Raw genomic sequence first — 16,286 nt, 5'->3', positions numbered from 1 at the left:
CCGGGCGGCGCGAAGGGGCTCGATGCCCCTGAGCGCCGCATGCCGACGCAAAGAAAAAGAGGAGAGGCCCCCGGCCGCAGCCAGGACCTCTCCACAAGGGGCTCACGCCCGCTGTGCGGTGCGCTGATGCGCGAGGCGGACGATGTGCAGCGGGACGCCGGCCTGCCGCAGCTTCTGTGCGAGGTTCTGCTGGATGCCTGACCCTTCGCAGATGACGGCTTCAACCGGCTTGAGGTTGAGGATGCGGTCGTTGCGGACAAAGGCGGCGCGGTTGCCCTGGCTCCGGTCAAGCCGGAACTGTATGACCTTCACGCCGCGCGAGGCCGCCCAAGCGTGCGCCACGGCATCGCAGCCCTTGGCCTGAGCCGTGGTCGCAAGGATCATTTCCGGGATGCGCGCCTTGATGCCATCGAGTCCGTTCCAGAGCAGATCGGCATCTTCCCATGCCTGTCCTCCGGAGAATGCCACCACCGGTCCCTCGGGGGCGAACTGCTCGCGCCGCTCCCGGGCACGCGAGGCCAGATAGTCGCGGGCATCGATCATCGAGGCGTTGAGCGCGCTCGACACCCCGGCTTCCCCGGACCGGGGAGAATGGTTTGCCGGTCTCGACGCGGTACATTTCGGCGGCGTGGTCGCGCATGCACTCCATGGCCTCGCGGCACCCCTGCAGCGTCTGGCAGAGCAGCTGCGTGTCCTCCAATTCGGTCGCGTAGATTTCTGACGGATCGTAAGCACGGGCGAGTTCTCCCAGCTTCTTCGCAGCGTCGTCCTCCCGCCCTTCGATCCGCTTGGCGACGACATGGAAGCTGTTGGCGAACCCCCAGACCAGATCGGTGGCAAACGGCTCCATGCGCGTGTCGCGCAGCACATCGAACATCGTCTGCATCATCATTTCGACAGCCGCTCGCACCTGCTCCGGATCGGGCATGTCCAGCGCCTCGGGCGCTTCGACAATGCTCAGTTTCGCCATCTCGCTATGCTCGATGAACGCTCCCTCATAGGTCTGGGTCAGGTCTTCATTTTCGCGCGCGGCCGCAATGTGGCTGGCGAGGTCGGCAAAGTTGGTGAAGTTGGTCATGATAGCCTCCATGAATCTCATCCATTCGATGAGGCTTCTCATTCGACGTGCGGCGGTCGTGGCAGTCAGGGACGTTAACCGGGAAGCCGGCGCAGCCGGACCCCGGTTAACGCCGCGCCAGCGGGGAGTGGGGGAGCCGATTTTATCGGGGCCCAGAACGAAGCGAAGCGAGAGTGGCGGGCCGCGCGAAAATTGGGGGAACCGCTCATCCTTGACGGGCTCGGATCCCCGCACGTCATATCTAGGCATTCAGAGAGAGAGATTTTTTAAGGTACCCCCTCGCCCCAAGGGCCACCGCAAGGTGATCGTTACCCGCAGGGCGTGCGCCGTTGTGGCGCGAGAAGAAAGGAGTGTTCTACCGAACGAAACTTACTGGCACAGTTTCTGCCTGACCGACTTACCGGTGTCGGTGATGAGCCGGCTGAGATTCCGAAAGGGAAACGGGACCATAGCATGTCGGTGAAGGGATCGAAGCCTGACTCCGCAGTCGGGCGGCTGACCTCCGGGCAAGGTGCGCATGGTGAAGACTGGATTGTCTGAATCCCAGTTTCCAGCGGTTAATAGGTGAGCGATGGCGAACGCGGATGACACGCCATTTCGTGCAGGGCGAGGAGCGCGGCCTAGCGAATCGCCGCCAGTCTGCACGGCGCGGCCCCGGTCAGGGGATCAAGGAAACGAACGGGGCACCTAAACGCATCGCGACTCCTCCTCGTGCAACTACGGGATCGCCTAAACAGGCCAGCGTAACGGACCTGCATGGCGACGGAGCCGTCATAGTACTCAAATGCCCGGTGCAATGGCCGGGACAGCCACCGCGAGGTGGACGGACCGGCGGTACAAGCGGCGAGTGATCGCCCGTGAAATCCGCCCGGTGCGGGGGAAGGACGGCAGTTCTGCGTAACTCGACCAATCGATGGAAAGGAACTGCTGATGCAGACCGCTATGATCCTGAGAAGGCTCGAGACTCTTCCGGCCCTGTCGCGGGCGGGAAAGCGGGTCAATGGTCTTCACCGTCTCTTGAGATCATCGCATCTCTATGAACGGGCCTATGTCAAAGTGTCCCGGAACCGGGGTGCGGCGACACCGGGCGTTGACGGGCAAAGCTTCGACGGCATGACGCTTGAGAGGTTAGCCAATCTCGCCCGGCAGGTGGCCGATGGCACTTACCGCCCCCGACCGGTCAGACGGGTCTATATCCCCAAGGGCAATGGCAAAATGCGCCCATTGGGCATCCCTACGGTCGATGATCGCATTGTTCAGGAAGCGGCTCGAATCGTCCTCGCGCAAATCTATGATCCTGTGTTCTCAAGACATAGCCATGGGTTCCGCACGGGGCGCTCGTGCCATACGGCGCTCGAAGAGATCCGTAATACCTGGACAGGCATGAAATGGCTGATCGAGGTGGATGTTCGCGGGTTCTTCGACAACATCGACCATGACATCCTGCTCAGGCTTCTCTCGAAACGCATCGATGATCCACGGTTCATCGGTCTGATCGAAAAGATGCTGAAGGCGGGCGTCATGGACGACTGGACGTTCGAGCGGACCTATAGCGGCACTCCGCAGGGCGGCGTAATCTCGCCCTTGCTGGCCAACATATATCTCCATGAGCTTGATGAGTTCATGGAGGAAATGCGGGTCGGCTTCGATCAGGGAAAAAAACGCGCAGGGCAAATCCCGCCTATACGCGTCTATCTCGCCAGATCGCCGATTATCGTGCCGAGATCGATGCGCTCCGCGCCGGTGGCGCGGACGATGCCGAGGTCCGTAACCTGTTGAAGCGGATCAAGGCAGTCACGAAGGAAAGGCAGGCATGTTCGTCTGTCGATCCGATGGACCCGGACTTCCGGCGCCTTCGCTATTGTCGCTACGCCGACGACTTCCTCGTCGGTGTAATCGGCAGCAAGGCTGATGCAAAAAGGATCAGGGCTGAAATCGAAGCGTTCCTTCGTGATCGGCTCAACCTTGAGGTGTCACCCGAAAAGACGCGGGTCAGTGATGCATCGAAGGGATCGCCGTTCCTTGGCTTCCATGTTTGCGCCTTCACGTTGCGATCTGCCGGGTCAATGGCAGACCGGTCGAAGGTCGGTGGCGGATCACGTCGTGTCCGTCGCCGACCAACGCGGGGCAATATCAAGCTGTGGGTGCCAAGGTCGCGGGTCTATGGGTTTTGCAGGCGCAAGAAACTCGGCAACCTCGATCTGAGGAATGGCCGGGTGCGTCCACAGTTCCTCGACTCCAGTGTTGCGGAAATGGTCATTGCCTACAACTCGGAGCTACGTGGCCTCGCCAATTATTATGCGATTGCAGACGGCGTGAAAAGCTCGCTCGATGGCCTTGAACTCGTCATGTTCAGGAGCCTGCTGGCGACCATCGCGGCACGGCAGCGCATAACGCGGCGCGGGCCATGGCAAATCTGAAACTGGGGACGGACTATGGCGTGAAAACCATGGTTCGGGGTGAACTGCGGGTCCAGATGCTCTGGCGGTTGAAGCACCTGAATGTTCGGCCTTGGCAACAGGCGGTCGTGGACAACACCACGGTCGGGTCACGCCTCGCGTTGAGCACGAACGATATCATCACGCGCCTCAGCGCCCGCGAATGCGAGAGCTGTGGCGACGTCGATGGTCCGTTCGAAGCGCATCATCCCAACAGACTGAAGGACAAGCGGCGCAGCCCGATGACGGCGTGGAAACAATCGGCTCGGCGGCGCGGAACTGTCGTTCTGTGTCGCTCATGCCACGTCCATCTCCACGGCGGTCGGTTGACCAGCGGAATGGAGAGCCGTGTGCATTGAAAGGTGCAAGCACGGTTCGGGGGGAGGCGCTGGAACATCCTCGAAAGAGGCGTTCCGCGTCGACCCTACGAAGACCCGGGCACCGGGGCTTCGGGAGGCGTTAGCCGAGTAGAGCGCCGGTCCCGGCCGCGGCCGGGATGCGCCGACATATGCCGCCCCGGCGGAGGAAGGACGAAATATGAAGGCCGAGCTCCAGACAAATTACGAGGCGCGACTGTCGCGCTATGCGACACTGCTCCATGCGAACGAGCCGCCGGGGCTCGTCGCAAAGCTCGCCATATACCGCCAGCTCCTTCGCCAGCGCGAGATCCATGGCGAGAAGCTCTGGAAGATCGAGCCGATGCTCTATCCGCTGATGCACTCGGCCGAGATCGATCTCCATCTAGCAGCGGCGCGTCTGCTCGAAGATCCGGGCCGATCGGAAGGAAGCATCTTCGCTTTCCTCAAATTCTGCGTGACCAACCGTACGCACATCACGTGGAAGGCCGGAACCCCGCCCGCCGAGACGTTCGACGAGCAGGTCGCGCGGTTGGAGGCGCAACGCGCGACCATCACCGCGATCATGGGCCGCCGGGACAAGTTCTTCGCGCACCTCGACAAGCGCTATTTTCGCGAGCCTGAGCGGATTTACGTCGATTTCCCGCTGGAGGATTCGGCCGTCATCGAACTGGTCAACGTCGTGATCGCGATCGTCACCGAGCATCAATGGAAGCTCAGGGAGACGGCAAACTTTCACGTCGCCGAGTTCCTGGAGATTGGGATCGATAATATGGTCCGCAATCTGGAGGCCGGACGCCGCGAGAATTTTCCGGGACAGCTCGATTGAACTTTACGACTGTCGAAGCTGTTGCCGGCATGTCGGCCGCCTTCACTTGCGCTATAGTCGGAGTCGGCGAACAGCCGCCCAGTTGATCACGCGGAATCGCGCGTGGCGAGATGTCGATCCCACGAGGTTCAGCATGGATGAAGCGATGATCAGGGACGCGGCGCGGGCATTGGCCGACAGGCTGAAGGCGCTCCTCGACAAAAGCATGGCGGACGAAATTCGGCTCACGGGCGACGAAGCCTTGCTTGCCCAGGGGTTCGCCGAAAGCGTTGCCGAGCTGCTGGCGCGGCCGGCTTAAAGCGAACGAGAGGCGGCGCCGTAAGGCGCCGCCCCGGGTTGGTCAGAAGAAGTCGATGCTGTTGGCGATGATCTCGCAGCCGTAGCGGCTCACGCCGTCACGGTCTTCCCAGCTCGAATAGTGGATCCGGCCGGAGATCGCGACGACGTTGCCCTTCTCGCGGGTTGCGGCGGATTTGCCGAGGCCGTTGAAGCAGGTGACCTTGTGGAATTCGGTCTCCTTGGCCGTGTAGCCGGTGGCTTCGTCGACGTAGGTCTTGCCGTCCTTGAGCTTCACGCGGTCGGTCGCGACGATGAGGGTGGTGACGGTGCTGCGGGTCTCGGGATCCTTGGCGACGCGGCCGGTGATGTTGACGATGTTCATGGACGTGCTCCTTGTTGGGTCCGACGGCCTTCCCGCCGGTGACACCGAAGAGCGGCGTGCGGGATCGCATCGCACCGGAGCGCTATGCGGAGGGAAACCCCTGGAGGGAGCTGGCGCGGGCAGCCGCGAAGCGGCAACACGGGCGACTGGATGGGGTTGTGATGCGAGACCGTCCGCCGCAGGTGTCAGTCAAAGGCGAAGGAAGGCCGGCGAACCTGACGAGGATAGCTTTGCACCATCAGTCCACTACGGTCTCGGCGATAGTCCGTCCCGCTGTGCGTCGCAGTCTCGTTCACCGGGAGAAGCCGGAAGGCGACATCAGGTTTGGCAGGCCAGTCGCCGATTCAGGGGCGGTCGGTGAGCCAGTTTTCGACGGTGAGCGCGCGGATGCGGGAAAATTCGCCGACGTTGGCCGTCACCAACGTCGCATCTAGTGCATAGGCATGGGCAGCAATGAAGAGGTCGTTCGGACCGATCGGTTTCCCCGCGCTCTCCAACTCGGCACGGATCCCGCCATATTCGGTGTCGGCGGGTACATCGAGGGCGAGCACCTGAACGCTTCCGAGGATTGCTTCGATCTGTGCCAGCAGTCTGGGCGATCCCTTCTTCGCGCAGCCATACCGCAATTCCGCCGCGGTGATGATGCTGACGCATATCGCGTCTGGCCCGACCTCGGCGATGCGCGAGGCGACGATACCGTGAGGATTTCGCGCAAGCTCAGACACGATGTTGGTGTCGAGCATGTAGAGTTTGCTCACAGGTCGATTGCCCTGGCTGGCAGGAGCGTATCGTCGATATCAGGAAATTGGTCGTCGGGTCCGAGCGGCTCAAGGCTTGCGAGCACTTCGAGGATGTCTTTGCGCCTGATCGGCTCGAGCACCAGTCGGTCGCCTTCGCGGTGTATCATCACTCGGTCGCCGGGCAGCTCGAAGTCGGCGGGAATACGCACCGCCTGACTTTTATTGTTTCGAAAAAGCTTCACTTCACGCGAGACTGAAGCCTGAGGATGATTAGCTGCCACGACGGCCTCCTTTGCATATACATCAACATATACATGGTTGGCGAGCATGCAAGTGCGCCGACCGCGCAGGATGACGGATTCGGGCGAACGAAAAACAGGGCCCGCTTCGCCAGGTGAGCGAAGCGAGCCCTGCCAGGATCTACGCGCTGGGTATGGAGCGCGTCAGAGGACGGGTTGTGACCGGTCAGTCGGCCATTTCGGGCGTGCGGCGCTTGCGGCCACCGGGCGTCGCGGGCTCGCTTCCGAACGCGCCGTCGGCCGAAGATTCACCCAGACCGTCGCCACCCGCAGGAGCAGCTGGCTCGTCGGCGCCCGGCAGCGGCGGCAGGCCGTCGTCGGCCGCGACCGTGTCAGTCGGTGCGTCGCGGCGGCGGGTCGGGCGCGACCAGACGATGTTGTACGAGCCGTCCTCCTGGCGGAATGCCGAGACGTAGAGCGGCTTGTCGAGGCTCGGATCCTCGATCTTGCCGTTGAGGAAGCTTTCGCCGGTCGAGTTGGACGATAGCTCGAACAGCGCGCCGACCTGAACCCATTGGCGGGCGGCCGAAAGCGCAAGGATCTCGAACTTTGGCGCGCGCGGGTTGGCGGACTGGACGGTGCGCAGTGCGATCACGATCGCGACGGTGAGCGTCGAGATCTTGCCGGTGTAGGTGCCGCTGGCGTTCTGGGTGATGGTGCCGATGTTCATGGGAAGTCTCCTTGAGTTGTGTTGCTCGAACCCCTTGTCCGAACACACTCTCTCACCCACTCAGCTCCTCGGCCGTTCGGCCGAGTAAGGCGCGCCAGCGCCGCTCCGACGGACGCCTCTTCGGCGCCGTCGGGTCGTTCCTGATCGTCTCAGGGGCGTAAGAAGACGTCAGTTTGTGAGCGGCGTTGCCGGCTTGCGCCACAGCGCGATAATGTCCTGCATCTCTTCGGCGAACCCCAGGCTGTCGATATAGACGGCGCCGCGGTCGTTCTGACCGAGAAAGCCGATGACCGTCGTGATGTCGTTGGCGATAGCAACGTCGAGGCCGAACATATCGGCGATCTCGAAATGGCCCAGGTCCGGGCCGTTCCACCAGGCCATCAGGAAGTTGGCAACGCGACGCGCCTGGCCGGTGTCGGACATCGCGATCGGTAAGAGCGCGTCAGCGCCGCGCGCGCCGCATCATAATCGGTCGGAATCGAGGTCATCGTCTGTCTCCGGGCGACGAAGCTATAGGTCTGCATCTGTGGCGCAACCGCGAAGTCGATCGGAGGCGGAGTGGTGTTACCAAACGGCTCCTAGATCATCGGTGCGCCGGGCACGCGATGGTGGGCGCTGCCGGCAATGCCGGCGACGCGTGTGGATGAGTGAAGACGGCTCGACGCGAGCGTGGCCGCGAGCGGGAGCGCGTCAACGCATCAGTGGATCGAGCCGAAGAGCGACCGCTTGGCCGCGGCCTGATGGCGGCCGTCTTTCATGCCGGTTGTCTGACGCATTTCAGCGTTGAGCCGCTCGGCGAGGTCAGGGGGCATTTCGACATGGGGCGCGACCACGGCGATCACGGCCTCGGGCGTCAGCATTTCGCCGGGTTCGGTGCCGAGCCAGATCAGGGCTTCACCTTCATCGGGCTCGTCCTCGGTGCGGAAGAACACCTGTGCGAAGAACGTCTGCAGTGGACGGTCCCAACCGACGGTCGCGCGCACGACATGCGGCTGATCGGCCTTGGGCTGAAGGTCATGCCGGCTCATTGGGTCGTCCTCCGGATCCTGTGTTGTACGTGCCGGGCAGCGCCCTCGGCGCTGCTGATCGCCTTGCCGGCCGCCGAGGCTGCCTGGCGCGCGCCGGCCTGCCGAAGCAGAGTACGGGCTTCGCGCAGACGCTCAACTGCTATTGCTATCGCCTGCCCATGTTCGGGCCCGGCCGGTGTAATTCGCCGCATGGCTGGTCTCCGGATTGGGTGTCGGAAAGTTGCGCGACGCTCAGTCGTCGCTGGGGAGCATGATCGTCATGACTCTCACCGTGACCAGCGGGTCAGCCGGGTCCTCGGACCCCCATTCGAGCGTGAGGTCATAATAATCGATCGTGAAGCGGACGGCGTGGCCGGCGACGACGAGGTCGCCGCGCGCCCGCTCGCGAGATTCTTCGGGCCTGAAGACGTATCGCCGAATTGCGGCCATCAAATCGGCCTGGGCCAAAATCTGAGCAACCTTGCCCCTCTCCTCTGCTAAGGTCGCGAGACAGGCGGCGGTGATGACGATGCGGCCGGTCGGATCCAGACCCTGGCGGCAACGGTCGTTGAGCGCGGCGATCCGTAACATTCGGTCGGTCATGCTGCCTCCATCAGGCCGGCGTTGAAGCTCTCGAGCCATTCCTCCATCGTCGGACGCTCGCTCACTGGCACGAGGCCGGCGGCGTCCTGGAAGCGGACAAGCTCGGTCGGCGCGTCGCGGCGGATCGCGTCGACCTCGGCCTCGGAAAGAAGGCGCTCCGCGCGAATGAAATCGGTGATCCTGCCGGGCTTGGTTTTGGTCGACCGGCGCCAGAGACCTTCGACGGTGCGAAGGCGCGGTTCGGCCCGCGCTTCGATGAGGACGATCAGGCGCAGGCACCATTGCGGCAACGCACGCACCTCATCGGGCCGGATCGCGCCGCAGAAAAAGCAGCTCGATTTGGGCGGGACCGGCAGACCGGCCGCTTCGATGCGAGCGATGCAACGGTCGCGCGTCCAGTTCCACTCGCGAAGCGGATAACGACAATTGAAAAGCGGGTCGTCGATAGCTGAGGCGTGGGCATAGCGGCGCGTGTCGGCAGGGGATGCGTCATAGCCGATCAGGCGTGTCACCTTCTGCCCGCGCGCCCATGCGGCCTGAGCTGGCGCCCATCGCTTGAGGAAGGCATCCTGTGGCGCGACCTTCCATTTGAGCGAGCAGCTGTGGCGTCCCAGACTGATGCTGGGGAGCGTCGCATTGGTGAGCACGTTGGCGAGGATCGAATAATATGGAGGCCAGTGCTTGAAGCGTCGGGGCACGTAGCGGACAACCTCATAGGGAATGCGCCGCGCCGCCATCCAGGCGGCGATCAGCTTTTGATATTCATAGGTCTCTGGTTTCTCGGCCCCGGGGTCAGCCGTCAGGACCAGATCCGGCGGCTCGCCGCGCGCTGACAGCTCGACAAGCAGCGTCTGAGCGGAACCGATTAACGCCCTTTGCGGAAGCAGTTATACTGATCCGGCAATTCGAGTCGTTCCCATAAGGAGAATAGCGAATGTCGGCGTGACCGACAAATCAGCCCGTTTGCGTTCTGACGCAACGGTGCGGTTCGCCCGAAACCCGGCAGACCGGCCAGGCCGAAGATCGTGCACGGGTTGGTATCAGTCGATCAAGGCTGGCGATGCGCTGCCTTATGAGAGCCTGCTCGAGCGCGATGCGCTGTTACTTCTCGACTTCGATCCCGATGTTGCGCAGTTCGGGGTGCAACGGGAAACCTTCGTTTGGACGGATGCGGGCCGACAGCGGCGTTACACCCCCGATATCCGGCTGGAGACGGTGGGCGGCGAGGTCATCTACCGGCAGGTGAAACTGGCCACGCGATTGGCGGCTGACCCGACATTGGGCGGACGGTTGCCAGCAATCGAAGCCGAGTGCGCCGCGCGTGGGGCCCGGCACGAGATGTGGCTCGATACCGATATCCGGCGACAGCCACGCTTGTCGAATGCGCGACGCCTGCGCGCAACGGTGGCGGTGCTAGCGGCAGAAAACCTCCACGCGATCCACACCACAATCACCCGCCTCCCCTTTCCGTCGAACCTGGGCGCAGCCGCCGAGGCGCTCGGCGGCCGCCCCGTGCATGTCAACATCGTGCTCGGCCTCGTGGCAGTCGGCGAGTTTGCGATGGATCTCGAGCGACCGCTCGATGACGATACCGTCCTCATGCGGGGGGAGGAATGCGAAATGAACGCAACGCCGATGCGCTTCCAGCAAGGCGACACGCTCTCGATCCGAGACGATCAAGGTCAGGTGGCGCTCTGGTTGGTGATTGAGCGCAAGCGCCGTGGCTATCTGATGCGACCGCAGAGCGGCAGCGATGCGCGAACATGGAGCGACGATGAAATCGACATCGTCTATGGTGCCCGGCGGCTGACGCATCATCCTTGCAATGCGGACGGCCTGCCCAAGGCCATCGCCGAGACGCTGGAGAAAACCTGGGAGTTCTGGCCCGAAGAAATCCGCCGAGCGCGCGAGCGAGCGCAGGGACACCTATGTACGCATGGTCGACGCGATTCGCGGCGAGCACCCAACACTTATGGGCGCCTATGCCGCTGCTGCTGAGGCCGTGTTCGACGCGCATCATGAACAATGGGAACGCGAGGATACCGCGCTTGCGGCCCGGATGGTCGCGGAGCGGCGAAAAGGGAACGGCGAACCGCGCCGCACCAAGGCAGTGGCCCGGCCCAATCCTTATACAGTACGGGCGTGGTATGGCATATGGAGTCGGCACGGTCGCGATATCCGGCTCCTGATCCCGCACTATCATCGGCGCGGGGCACGCCAACCCCGCTATGCGCGCGCGAACGGCGATTATCCCGATACCTACAAGCTCATGCGGCAAGCCGTCGAAGTCTGGTATCTGGGCATGCCGCGGCGGCGGAAGAACTATGCCTATCGCCGCTATGTCGATCTGTGCCGCGAACAGGATGTTCCTGCGGTCAGCGACCGCACCTTCCGGGTGTTTATCCGCGACAATTATACCGAGCGACAGGAATATGAGCGTCGCTTCGGCCGGCGTGCCGCCTGGCTGAAGTTCGGCATCTTCGAGCGGCGGCGCCCGCCAGAACGGCCGCTCGAAGAAGTGGAGGTGGATCATTGTCTGATCGATCTGGTGGTGGTGCATCCGGAGAGCGGCCGCGCCTTGGGGCGGCCCTGGCTCACCGCGCTTCTCGATCGCGCCACCCGCATGATCATAGGGGTCCATCTGAGCTTCGAGGCGCCGTCCTATGCCTCACTCCAGAGAGCGCTTGCCCATTCCTTGTGGAAGAAGGATCTCTCCGGGTTCGCCGATATCGAGCATGACTGGCCGTGCCACGGCGTGCCCGAATGGCTGATCTGCGACAACGGCAAGGAGTTCCGGTCGCAATCGCTGCAGACGGCCGCCAGGATGCTCGACATCGGCATCGTCAATCTGCCGGTGAAAATGCCATGGTTGAAGGGCGCGGTCGAGCGCGTGTTCCAGACCATCGGCGTGCAGGTGTTCAGCCATGAGGAAGGCACGACATCGTCGCGGACCATGGATCTCTATGATCCGGTGGCGCGGGCAAGGCTGTCGCTCGAGGATGTGCGCAGTCGTATCCTCAAGTGGATCGTCGACGACTATCATCACAGCGTCCACGATACGTTGAAATGCACGCCCTATGAGCGCTGGCGAGAACTCAGCGCACTTTACCCAGTGCGCCCGGTTCCCGACTTCGACCATATTGTACGGCTGACCGGAGAGACCTTCTTCCGGCGCATCTCCAACATCGGCATCCAATATGAGGGGCTACTCTATGCTGATCGGGAGAAGCTCGAACCCCTGCTGGCGCGCGCGGCGGGTTGGAGAAGGACTGGGAGTTACGCTACGATCCCTATGATCTGGGTGAGGTCTGGCTGCTCGACGACGAGCGTGGCGAATGGCTGATGATCCCGTGTGTCGACCAGTGCATATCGCGGGGCGTCTCCAAATATCAGCACAAGATCCATCGCTCGATCGCAAAGCGAAGCCTGCCGAAGAATGCGCCGGTGACGGTCGCCGATCTCGAAGCGGCGCGCAGCCTTGCCGAACAGACGGCGGGAGATCTGCAAAGTGAGGCGAGTAAAGTCCGCAGCAAGACGCGGGCGGCGCGGTATGAGACCGACGGTCGCTACTTCACGCCGATCGAAGGCCAAGAGCGACCGCCTGAAATAGAAACGCCGGCACCGGCGGTAGAAACCGCACCACGTGCGGCGAAACAGGCACCGGTGCCGTCGCCTCCCGTCATCGATCTCGACGCGGACATCGAGGCTCTGGTTGCACAATGGTCGGACCCGAGGCGATGACACATCGTCGTCGCGCCGCGACGTTACCGGCACGGCCAGCGGTGCCCGACGCCGTGCTTGCGTTCGAGACCACGGTGATCCCGCATACGCGGCACATGGGCGCGAAGGCGGCGATCCGCGAGTTACATGGCCGATACCGCCCGCGCGAGGACGGCCGACGCTTCAAGGCCCGGGCCCTGCTCATCATCGGCTCTGCTGGGTCCGGCAAGACGACGGCGCTCGAGGACTATATGGCCGACTATCCCGATAGCGCGACGGAGGATGCCGATATCCGCCGCATCGTTTATGTTGAAGCACCGGAACGGACGACGCGACGGGCGCTGGTGGGGGCGATCCTCGGCGCCTACGGCTATCGTGCGCGGGACCATTGGAACGCCAGCGAGGTGATCGAGAAGATCGCCTTCTATGCCGAGGAGACGGGCACCGAGATGATCTTCATCGACGAAGGGCATCACATGGTGAACGAGAATAATCCCGACATGACGGCGGAAGTGACCGAGTTCATCAAGTCGTTGCTCAACCGGGTAAAAGTCCAGATCGTGATCGCGGGTCTTCCCCGGTTGCTCGACATCTCCGTGGCGGGCGAGAAGACGATGCAACTGCGCCGCCGGTTGCAACCGACGATCATCCTCAAGCCCTATGACTGGGCGACGCGGAGCGGCCGCACGATGTTCTCTGGCGTGCTCGGCGTCATGGAGAAGATGATGGGGTTGCCGGATGCGTCCGGCCTCGCGAAGCACGAGATGGCAAAACGCATCTACGTCGCGACGGGCGGCGAGATCGGGATCGTCTCCAAATATCTGAGCCAGGCGCTGAGCGTGGCACTGGCGATCAGCCAGCGGTCGATCGATCTGAACCTGTTGGGAGAGGTTCATGCGGGCTGGCATCCGATTTATGAGCCCGACGTCAGGGATATGCTGGACTTCGATGCGATCCTTGAGGATGTACCGTCAGTTCCGAGCGGCGGCCCGGCTCACCACGACAACCCCTTCCTGTGTTCGGCCGAACGCCTGCGCGAGATCTGGCTGCGCGACGCCGTACCTCCGTCGCCCAAGAACATGAGCCGCGTCACAAAGCTGCGCGGAAGGGGCGCGCAACCCCTGCGGCCCTTCGTGCGCGAGGGATTATGACAGCATCGGCAACTCGACTTGCGTTGCGGGTGCGGCCGGCAACGTTCGAGCCAGGCTGGGCACTGTTCAACCGGCTTGCCCTGCGGCATGGCTGTGAAACCCAGCTGGAATTTGCGCGTCAAGTGCCGCTGGTCGACCGGACCGACTTCGTTCGGGATATGGAGCGTGGGCGACGCTTTCACGATATCGCGCGGCTCAGCGGCGTCCCGCTCGAAACATTGCTCCGTAACTCGATACTGCAGACCGAGGGTGGGAGCGTCCTTGCAGGTGAGCTTGTGAGCCGCAGCGGCAATATCAGCTATAGTTGTCACTTCGCCCGTATCTGCCCGGACTGCATGCGATCGGATATCGAGCGGGGTCACGGGCCGGTCGCCTGTCGGCCGTGGCGGCGCTCCTGGTGGGACCTGGCGAAGGTATCGAGTTGTCCTCATCACGGTCGGGCGCTGCTGGCGATATGTCCTGCCTGTCGGCACGTGTTCCGCCGTTCGGACCTCTCACCAGCGCGTTGCACATGTGGGCACGATCTGACGCAGGAATATACTGAAGCGATCACGTCGGACGGCAAGATCGGCGATGCCTATCTTGTCGGCAGGTTGGTGATGGACCCCGTATCTCCCACGCGTTCCTCGACAGCCTGGCGTTCGCGGACGCGCCGAGATCATGCAATGGGTGGGCTCGGTCGCACGCTGGGGCAGATCGATCATCAGCTGGCGCCGGCAGGAGCCGGCGGAACGTGCCCGCACCATGGCGGCGGGCTTTGCGGTCTGCGAGGACTTCCCCAACCAGTTCGAAAAGATGCTGGACGGGATGCTGGCGGCATGTCCGCTCAAGCGTCTGACGCCTGTGGGTGTCTATGGGCGTCTGCAATACTGGCTCGGCCTGTCCACCAATCCGACTCTCGACCCGATCCGGGAGGTCGTCAGGAATCATGTGGTGAAGAATGTGCCGATAACAGCAGGCACGATGTTGTTCCGCCAACCCGCAACAGAAGGCGATCTCACCACGCTAGGCGGTCTGGCGAAGCTCTGCGGCGTATCCGCTGAACGGGTCGCGACCGTAGCTGCGGCATTGAGGTTGATCGACTCGCTGCCGAGCAACGCCCGGGGTATGGTCGTGCCGAAATCCCTCGAGGAGCCGTTGACGGCCTTCTTCCGCGAGTCCTGTTCTCCCGAGGACGCACGGCGTTATCTCGGCGTCGGTCTCGGGCTGTTCAAGGCGCTCATAGCGCGACATTATCTTCCCCGCGCCTTCCCGCTTGGTGGAGCGTCGATCCCGGCGCAGTATCGTCTGGCAGATCTCGACCGCTTCCTTATGGCTTTGCACGGCGATGCGCCGTTCGTCACAGCGCCGCCGCCAGGCAGCGAGACGATCCTGCGGGCCGTGCGCATCTGTTATCGCTCTTCGGAGGCGATTATCGGCGGGCTGCTGCGTGGCCAGATCAGGGCTACGGGCCGCTTGCGCGGCGAACGGGGCTTTGCGCAGATACTGGTCGATACCGACGCAGTGATCACCGGCCTCGAATATGAGGACGATCCGATGTTCATGCTCATGGCGCAAGCTGCGCGGCACCTCGGCGTGACCATCCCGACGGTCGCAAAGCTCAAGCAAATGGGATGGCTGACAATCGACAGGAAACAGACACCCCTCAGGATCATGCCCGCCTTACGGCGAGCAGAGGTCGAAGCGTTCGGCGCGCGCTTCGTCAGCGCTGCCGAGTTGGCGCGCATCCCCGGCAAAGCTACGCATGCGTGAGGGTTCATCAACATCTGCGGAGCGCCGGTCTGGTGCCGGCGATCGCTGGAAGCCGAAAGCTGCAGCCCTTCTATCACCGCGAGAGCGCCGAAAAAGTGATCCGCGGAGTCTACCGTGATCGGTTGCCCGAAACGACTGCAGCAATGTGAACGGATCTGCCGGCACGGATGAAGCGGCGCGGCTGCGGGCCCGGCTCAAGGCGCTGGATGACGAGCGGGCAGCGGTGATCGCAGCGCTGGACGCCGTCGCGACGCAACAATCGACCGAGCACCGAAAAGCTGATGCGATCTCCCTGTTCTCCGACGCTCCGGTGACCGCGACATCGCCGACAGATAAGAAGGTCGCGTTGTTCCGCAGGCTGTTCGCCGGTCGCGAGGATGTCTTCCCACTGCGCTGGGACAATCGCAAGACCGGGCGCGGTGGCTATGCACCCGCCTGCGGCAACGAATGGAAACGCGGACTCTGCGACAAGCCACAGGTCAAATGCGGCGAGTGCGCGCACCAGGCTTTCCTGCCCGTGACGAACGAGGTGATCGACAAGCATCTGCGCGGCGGCGCATCCTCGCGATCGGATGCCGGCGACTTCGTGGCAGGCGTTTACCCGCTGCTTTCCGATGAGAGTTGCCGGTTCCTCGCAGCCGACTTTGACAAGGCAAGCTGGGCCGAGGACGCGCTGGCCATGATGGAAACCTGCCGCCTGCGAGGGGTGCCTGCGGCACTTGAGCGATCCCGTTCCGGCAATGGCGGGCATGTCTGGATCTTCTTCGCCGACGCCGTGCCGGCACGAACCGCCCGCGCTCTTGGCGCATCGCTGTTGACTGACACGATGGAGCGACGTCCGGAGATCGGGTTCGGCTCCTATGATCGCTTCTTCCCGAGCCAGGACACCATGCCGCTCGGCGGGTTCGGCAATCTGATCGCGCTGCCGCTGCAGGGGCACGCCCGTCGGCGGGGAAACAGCCTGTTCGTGGATGAGCAGTTG

At 63.1% G+C, this 16,286-nt stretch carries 19 protein-coding genes and 3 pseudogenes; 13 read left to right on the top strand and 9 right to left on the bottom strand.

Annotated elements, in window-relative coordinates; genetic code table 11:
- Window positions 1-102: 102 nt before the first annotated feature.
- A pseudogene (locus NW75_RS06190) lies at window positions 103-1,078 on the bottom strand (DUF2493 domain-containing protein).
- A gap of 930 nt (window positions 1,079-2,008) precedes the next feature.
- Between NW75_RS06190 and NW75_RS26040 the strand changes: the two are divergent.
- From NW75_RS26040 to NW75_RS24980, 6 genes and pseudogenes are all read left to right on the top strand, one after another.
- Entirely contained in the window at window positions 2,009-2,857 is an 849-nt protein-coding gene (locus NW75_RS26040; protein WP_231564996.1) for a reverse transcriptase domain-containing protein, read from the top strand.
- Between the two features lie 53 nt (window positions 2,858-2,910).
- Window positions 2,911-3,054, top strand: a pseudogene (locus NW75_RS26035) (reverse transcriptase/maturase family protein); the annotation flags it as partial.
- Window positions 3,055-3,294: 240 nt separating this feature from the next.
- The gene (locus tag NW75_RS26030) at window positions 3,295-3,498 is read left to right on the top strand and encodes a group II intron reverse transcriptase/maturase (RefSeq protein ID WP_231565021.1); all 204 of its coding nucleotides are present in this window, start codon (window positions 3,295-3,297) and stop codon (window positions 3,496-3,498) included.
- Window positions 3,486-3,875, top strand: coding sequence for an HNH endonuclease (locus NW75_RS26025; protein WP_231564995.1), 390 nt, complete (start codon window positions 3,486-3,488; stop codon window positions 3,873-3,875). The genes NW75_RS26030 and NW75_RS26025 overlap by 13 nt, the downstream gene beginning before the upstream one ends.
- A 178-nt stretch (window positions 3,876-4,053) precedes the next feature.
- A complete protein-coding gene (locus NW75_RS06180; RefSeq protein WP_010405786.1) occupies window positions 4,054-4,701 on the top strand; it encodes an AbiU2 domain-containing protein in 648 nt (215 codons plus the stop codon).
- A 133-nt stretch (window positions 4,702-4,834) separates the two neighbouring features.
- On the top strand, window positions 4,835-4,999 hold the full coding sequence (locus tag NW75_RS24980; protein WP_169313331.1) for a hypothetical protein: 165 nt from the start codon (window positions 4,835-4,837) through the stop codon (window positions 4,997-4,999).
- 42 nt (window positions 5,000-5,041) lie between these two features.
- Here the strand turns inward: NW75_RS24980 and NW75_RS06175 are convergent, their stop codons facing one another.
- The 8 genes from NW75_RS06175 to NW75_RS06140 form a co-directional block, all read right to left on the bottom strand.
- Window positions 5,042-5,362, bottom strand: a complete 321-nt coding sequence (locus NW75_RS06175) for a single-stranded DNA-binding protein (protein WP_010405787.1) — start codon at window positions 5,360-5,362, stop codon at window positions 5,042-5,044.
- 344 nt (window positions 5,363-5,706) lie between these two features.
- Entirely contained in the window at window positions 5,707-6,105 is a 399-nt protein-coding gene (locus NW75_RS06170; protein ID WP_010405789.1) for a type II toxin-antitoxin system VapC family toxin, read from the bottom strand.
- 11 nt (window positions 6,106-6,116) lie between these two features.
- Entirely contained in the window at window positions 6,117-6,431 is a 315-nt protein-coding gene (locus NW75_RS06165; RefSeq protein WP_010405790.1) for an antitoxin, read from the bottom strand.
- Window positions 6,432-6,567: 136 nt separating this feature from the next.
- Complete coding sequence (locus NW75_RS06160) at window positions 6,568-7,071, bottom strand: DUF736 domain-containing protein (RefSeq protein WP_010405791.1); 504 nt, start codon at window positions 7,069-7,071, stop codon at window positions 6,568-6,570.
- 168 nt (window positions 7,072-7,239) lie between these two features.
- Window positions 7,240-7,494 carry a DUF7673 family protein gene (locus NW75_RS06155; protein ID WP_231564994.1) on the bottom strand — a complete coding sequence of 85 codons (255 nt, stop codon included), beginning with the start codon at window positions 7,492-7,494 and terminating at the stop codon, window positions 7,240-7,242.
- 275 nt (window positions 7,495-7,769) lie between these two features.
- Window positions 7,770-8,099: a hypothetical protein gene (locus NW75_RS06150; RefSeq protein ID WP_010405793.1), complete on the bottom strand. Its 330-nt coding sequence runs from the start codon at window positions 8,097-8,099 to the stop codon at window positions 7,770-7,772.
- Between the two features lie 231 nt (window positions 8,100-8,330).
- Window positions 8,331-8,681 (bottom strand): DUF3768 domain-containing protein, encoded by a 351-nt coding sequence (locus tag NW75_RS06145; protein WP_010405794.1) that lies wholly within the window; start codon window positions 8,679-8,681, stop codon window positions 8,331-8,333.
- A complete protein-coding gene (locus NW75_RS06140; RefSeq protein WP_052192258.1) occupies window positions 8,678-9,568 on the bottom strand; it encodes a hypothetical protein in 891 nt (296 codons plus the stop codon). Before NW75_RS06140 ends, NW75_RS06145 begins: the two co-directional genes overlap by 4 nt.
- A gap of 55 nt (window positions 9,569-9,623) precedes the next feature.
- On the opposite strand from NW75_RS06140, the gene NW75_RS24975 reads away from it, so the two are divergent.
- The 7 genes and pseudogenes from NW75_RS24975 to NW75_RS06110 form a co-directional block, all read left to right on the top strand.
- Window positions 9,624-10,679 (top strand): hypothetical protein, encoded by a 1,056-nt coding sequence (locus NW75_RS24975; protein ID WP_197057726.1) that lies wholly within the window; start codon window positions 9,624-9,626, stop codon window positions 10,677-10,679.
- The gene (locus NW75_RS06130) at window positions 10,618-12,024 is read left to right on the top strand and encodes a DDE-type integrase/transposase/recombinase (protein ID WP_197057725.1); all 1,407 of its coding nucleotides are present in this window, start codon (window positions 10,618-10,620) and stop codon (window positions 12,022-12,024) included. The genes NW75_RS24975 and NW75_RS06130 overlap by 62 nt, the downstream gene beginning before the upstream one ends.
- The gene (locus NW75_RS06125; RefSeq protein ID WP_156142970.1) at window positions 11,940-12,422 is read left to right on the top strand and encodes a hypothetical protein; all 483 of its coding nucleotides are present in this window, start codon (window positions 11,940-11,942) and stop codon (window positions 12,420-12,422) included. Before NW75_RS06130 ends, NW75_RS06125 begins: the two co-directional genes overlap by 85 nt.
- On the top strand, window positions 12,419-13,552 hold the full coding sequence (locus tag NW75_RS06120; RefSeq protein WP_197057719.1) for a TniB family NTP-binding protein: 1,134 nt from the start codon (window positions 12,419-12,421) through the stop codon (window positions 13,550-13,552). Before NW75_RS06125 ends, NW75_RS06120 begins: the two co-directional genes overlap by 4 nt.
- Window positions 13,549-13,986, top strand: a pseudogene (locus NW75_RS28125) (TniQ family protein); the annotation flags it as partial. The gene NW75_RS06120 and the pseudogene NW75_RS28125, both read left to right, overlap by 4 nt.
- 226 nt (window positions 13,987-14,212) lie before the next feature.
- Window positions 14,213-15,304 carry a hypothetical protein gene (locus NW75_RS26020; protein ID WP_033964331.1) on the top strand — a complete coding sequence of 364 codons (1,092 nt, stop codon included), beginning with the start codon at window positions 14,213-14,215 and terminating at the stop codon, window positions 15,302-15,304.
- Window positions 15,305-15,449: 145 nt separating this feature from the next.
- Window positions 15,450-16,286: TOTE conflict system archaeo-eukaryotic primase domain-containing protein (locus NW75_RS06110; protein ID WP_033964330.1), on the top strand; the 837-nt coding region annotated here is incomplete at its 3' end.

The sequence above is a fragment of the Sphingomonas sp. Ant H11 genome (assembly GCF_000797515.1).
Lineage (GTDB): Bacteria > Pseudomonadota > Alphaproteobacteria > Sphingomonadales > Sphingomonadaceae > Sphingomonas.
The sequence above is the reverse complement of the archived record's forward strand: the minus strand, read 5'-3'. Positions and strand labels throughout refer to the sequence as shown.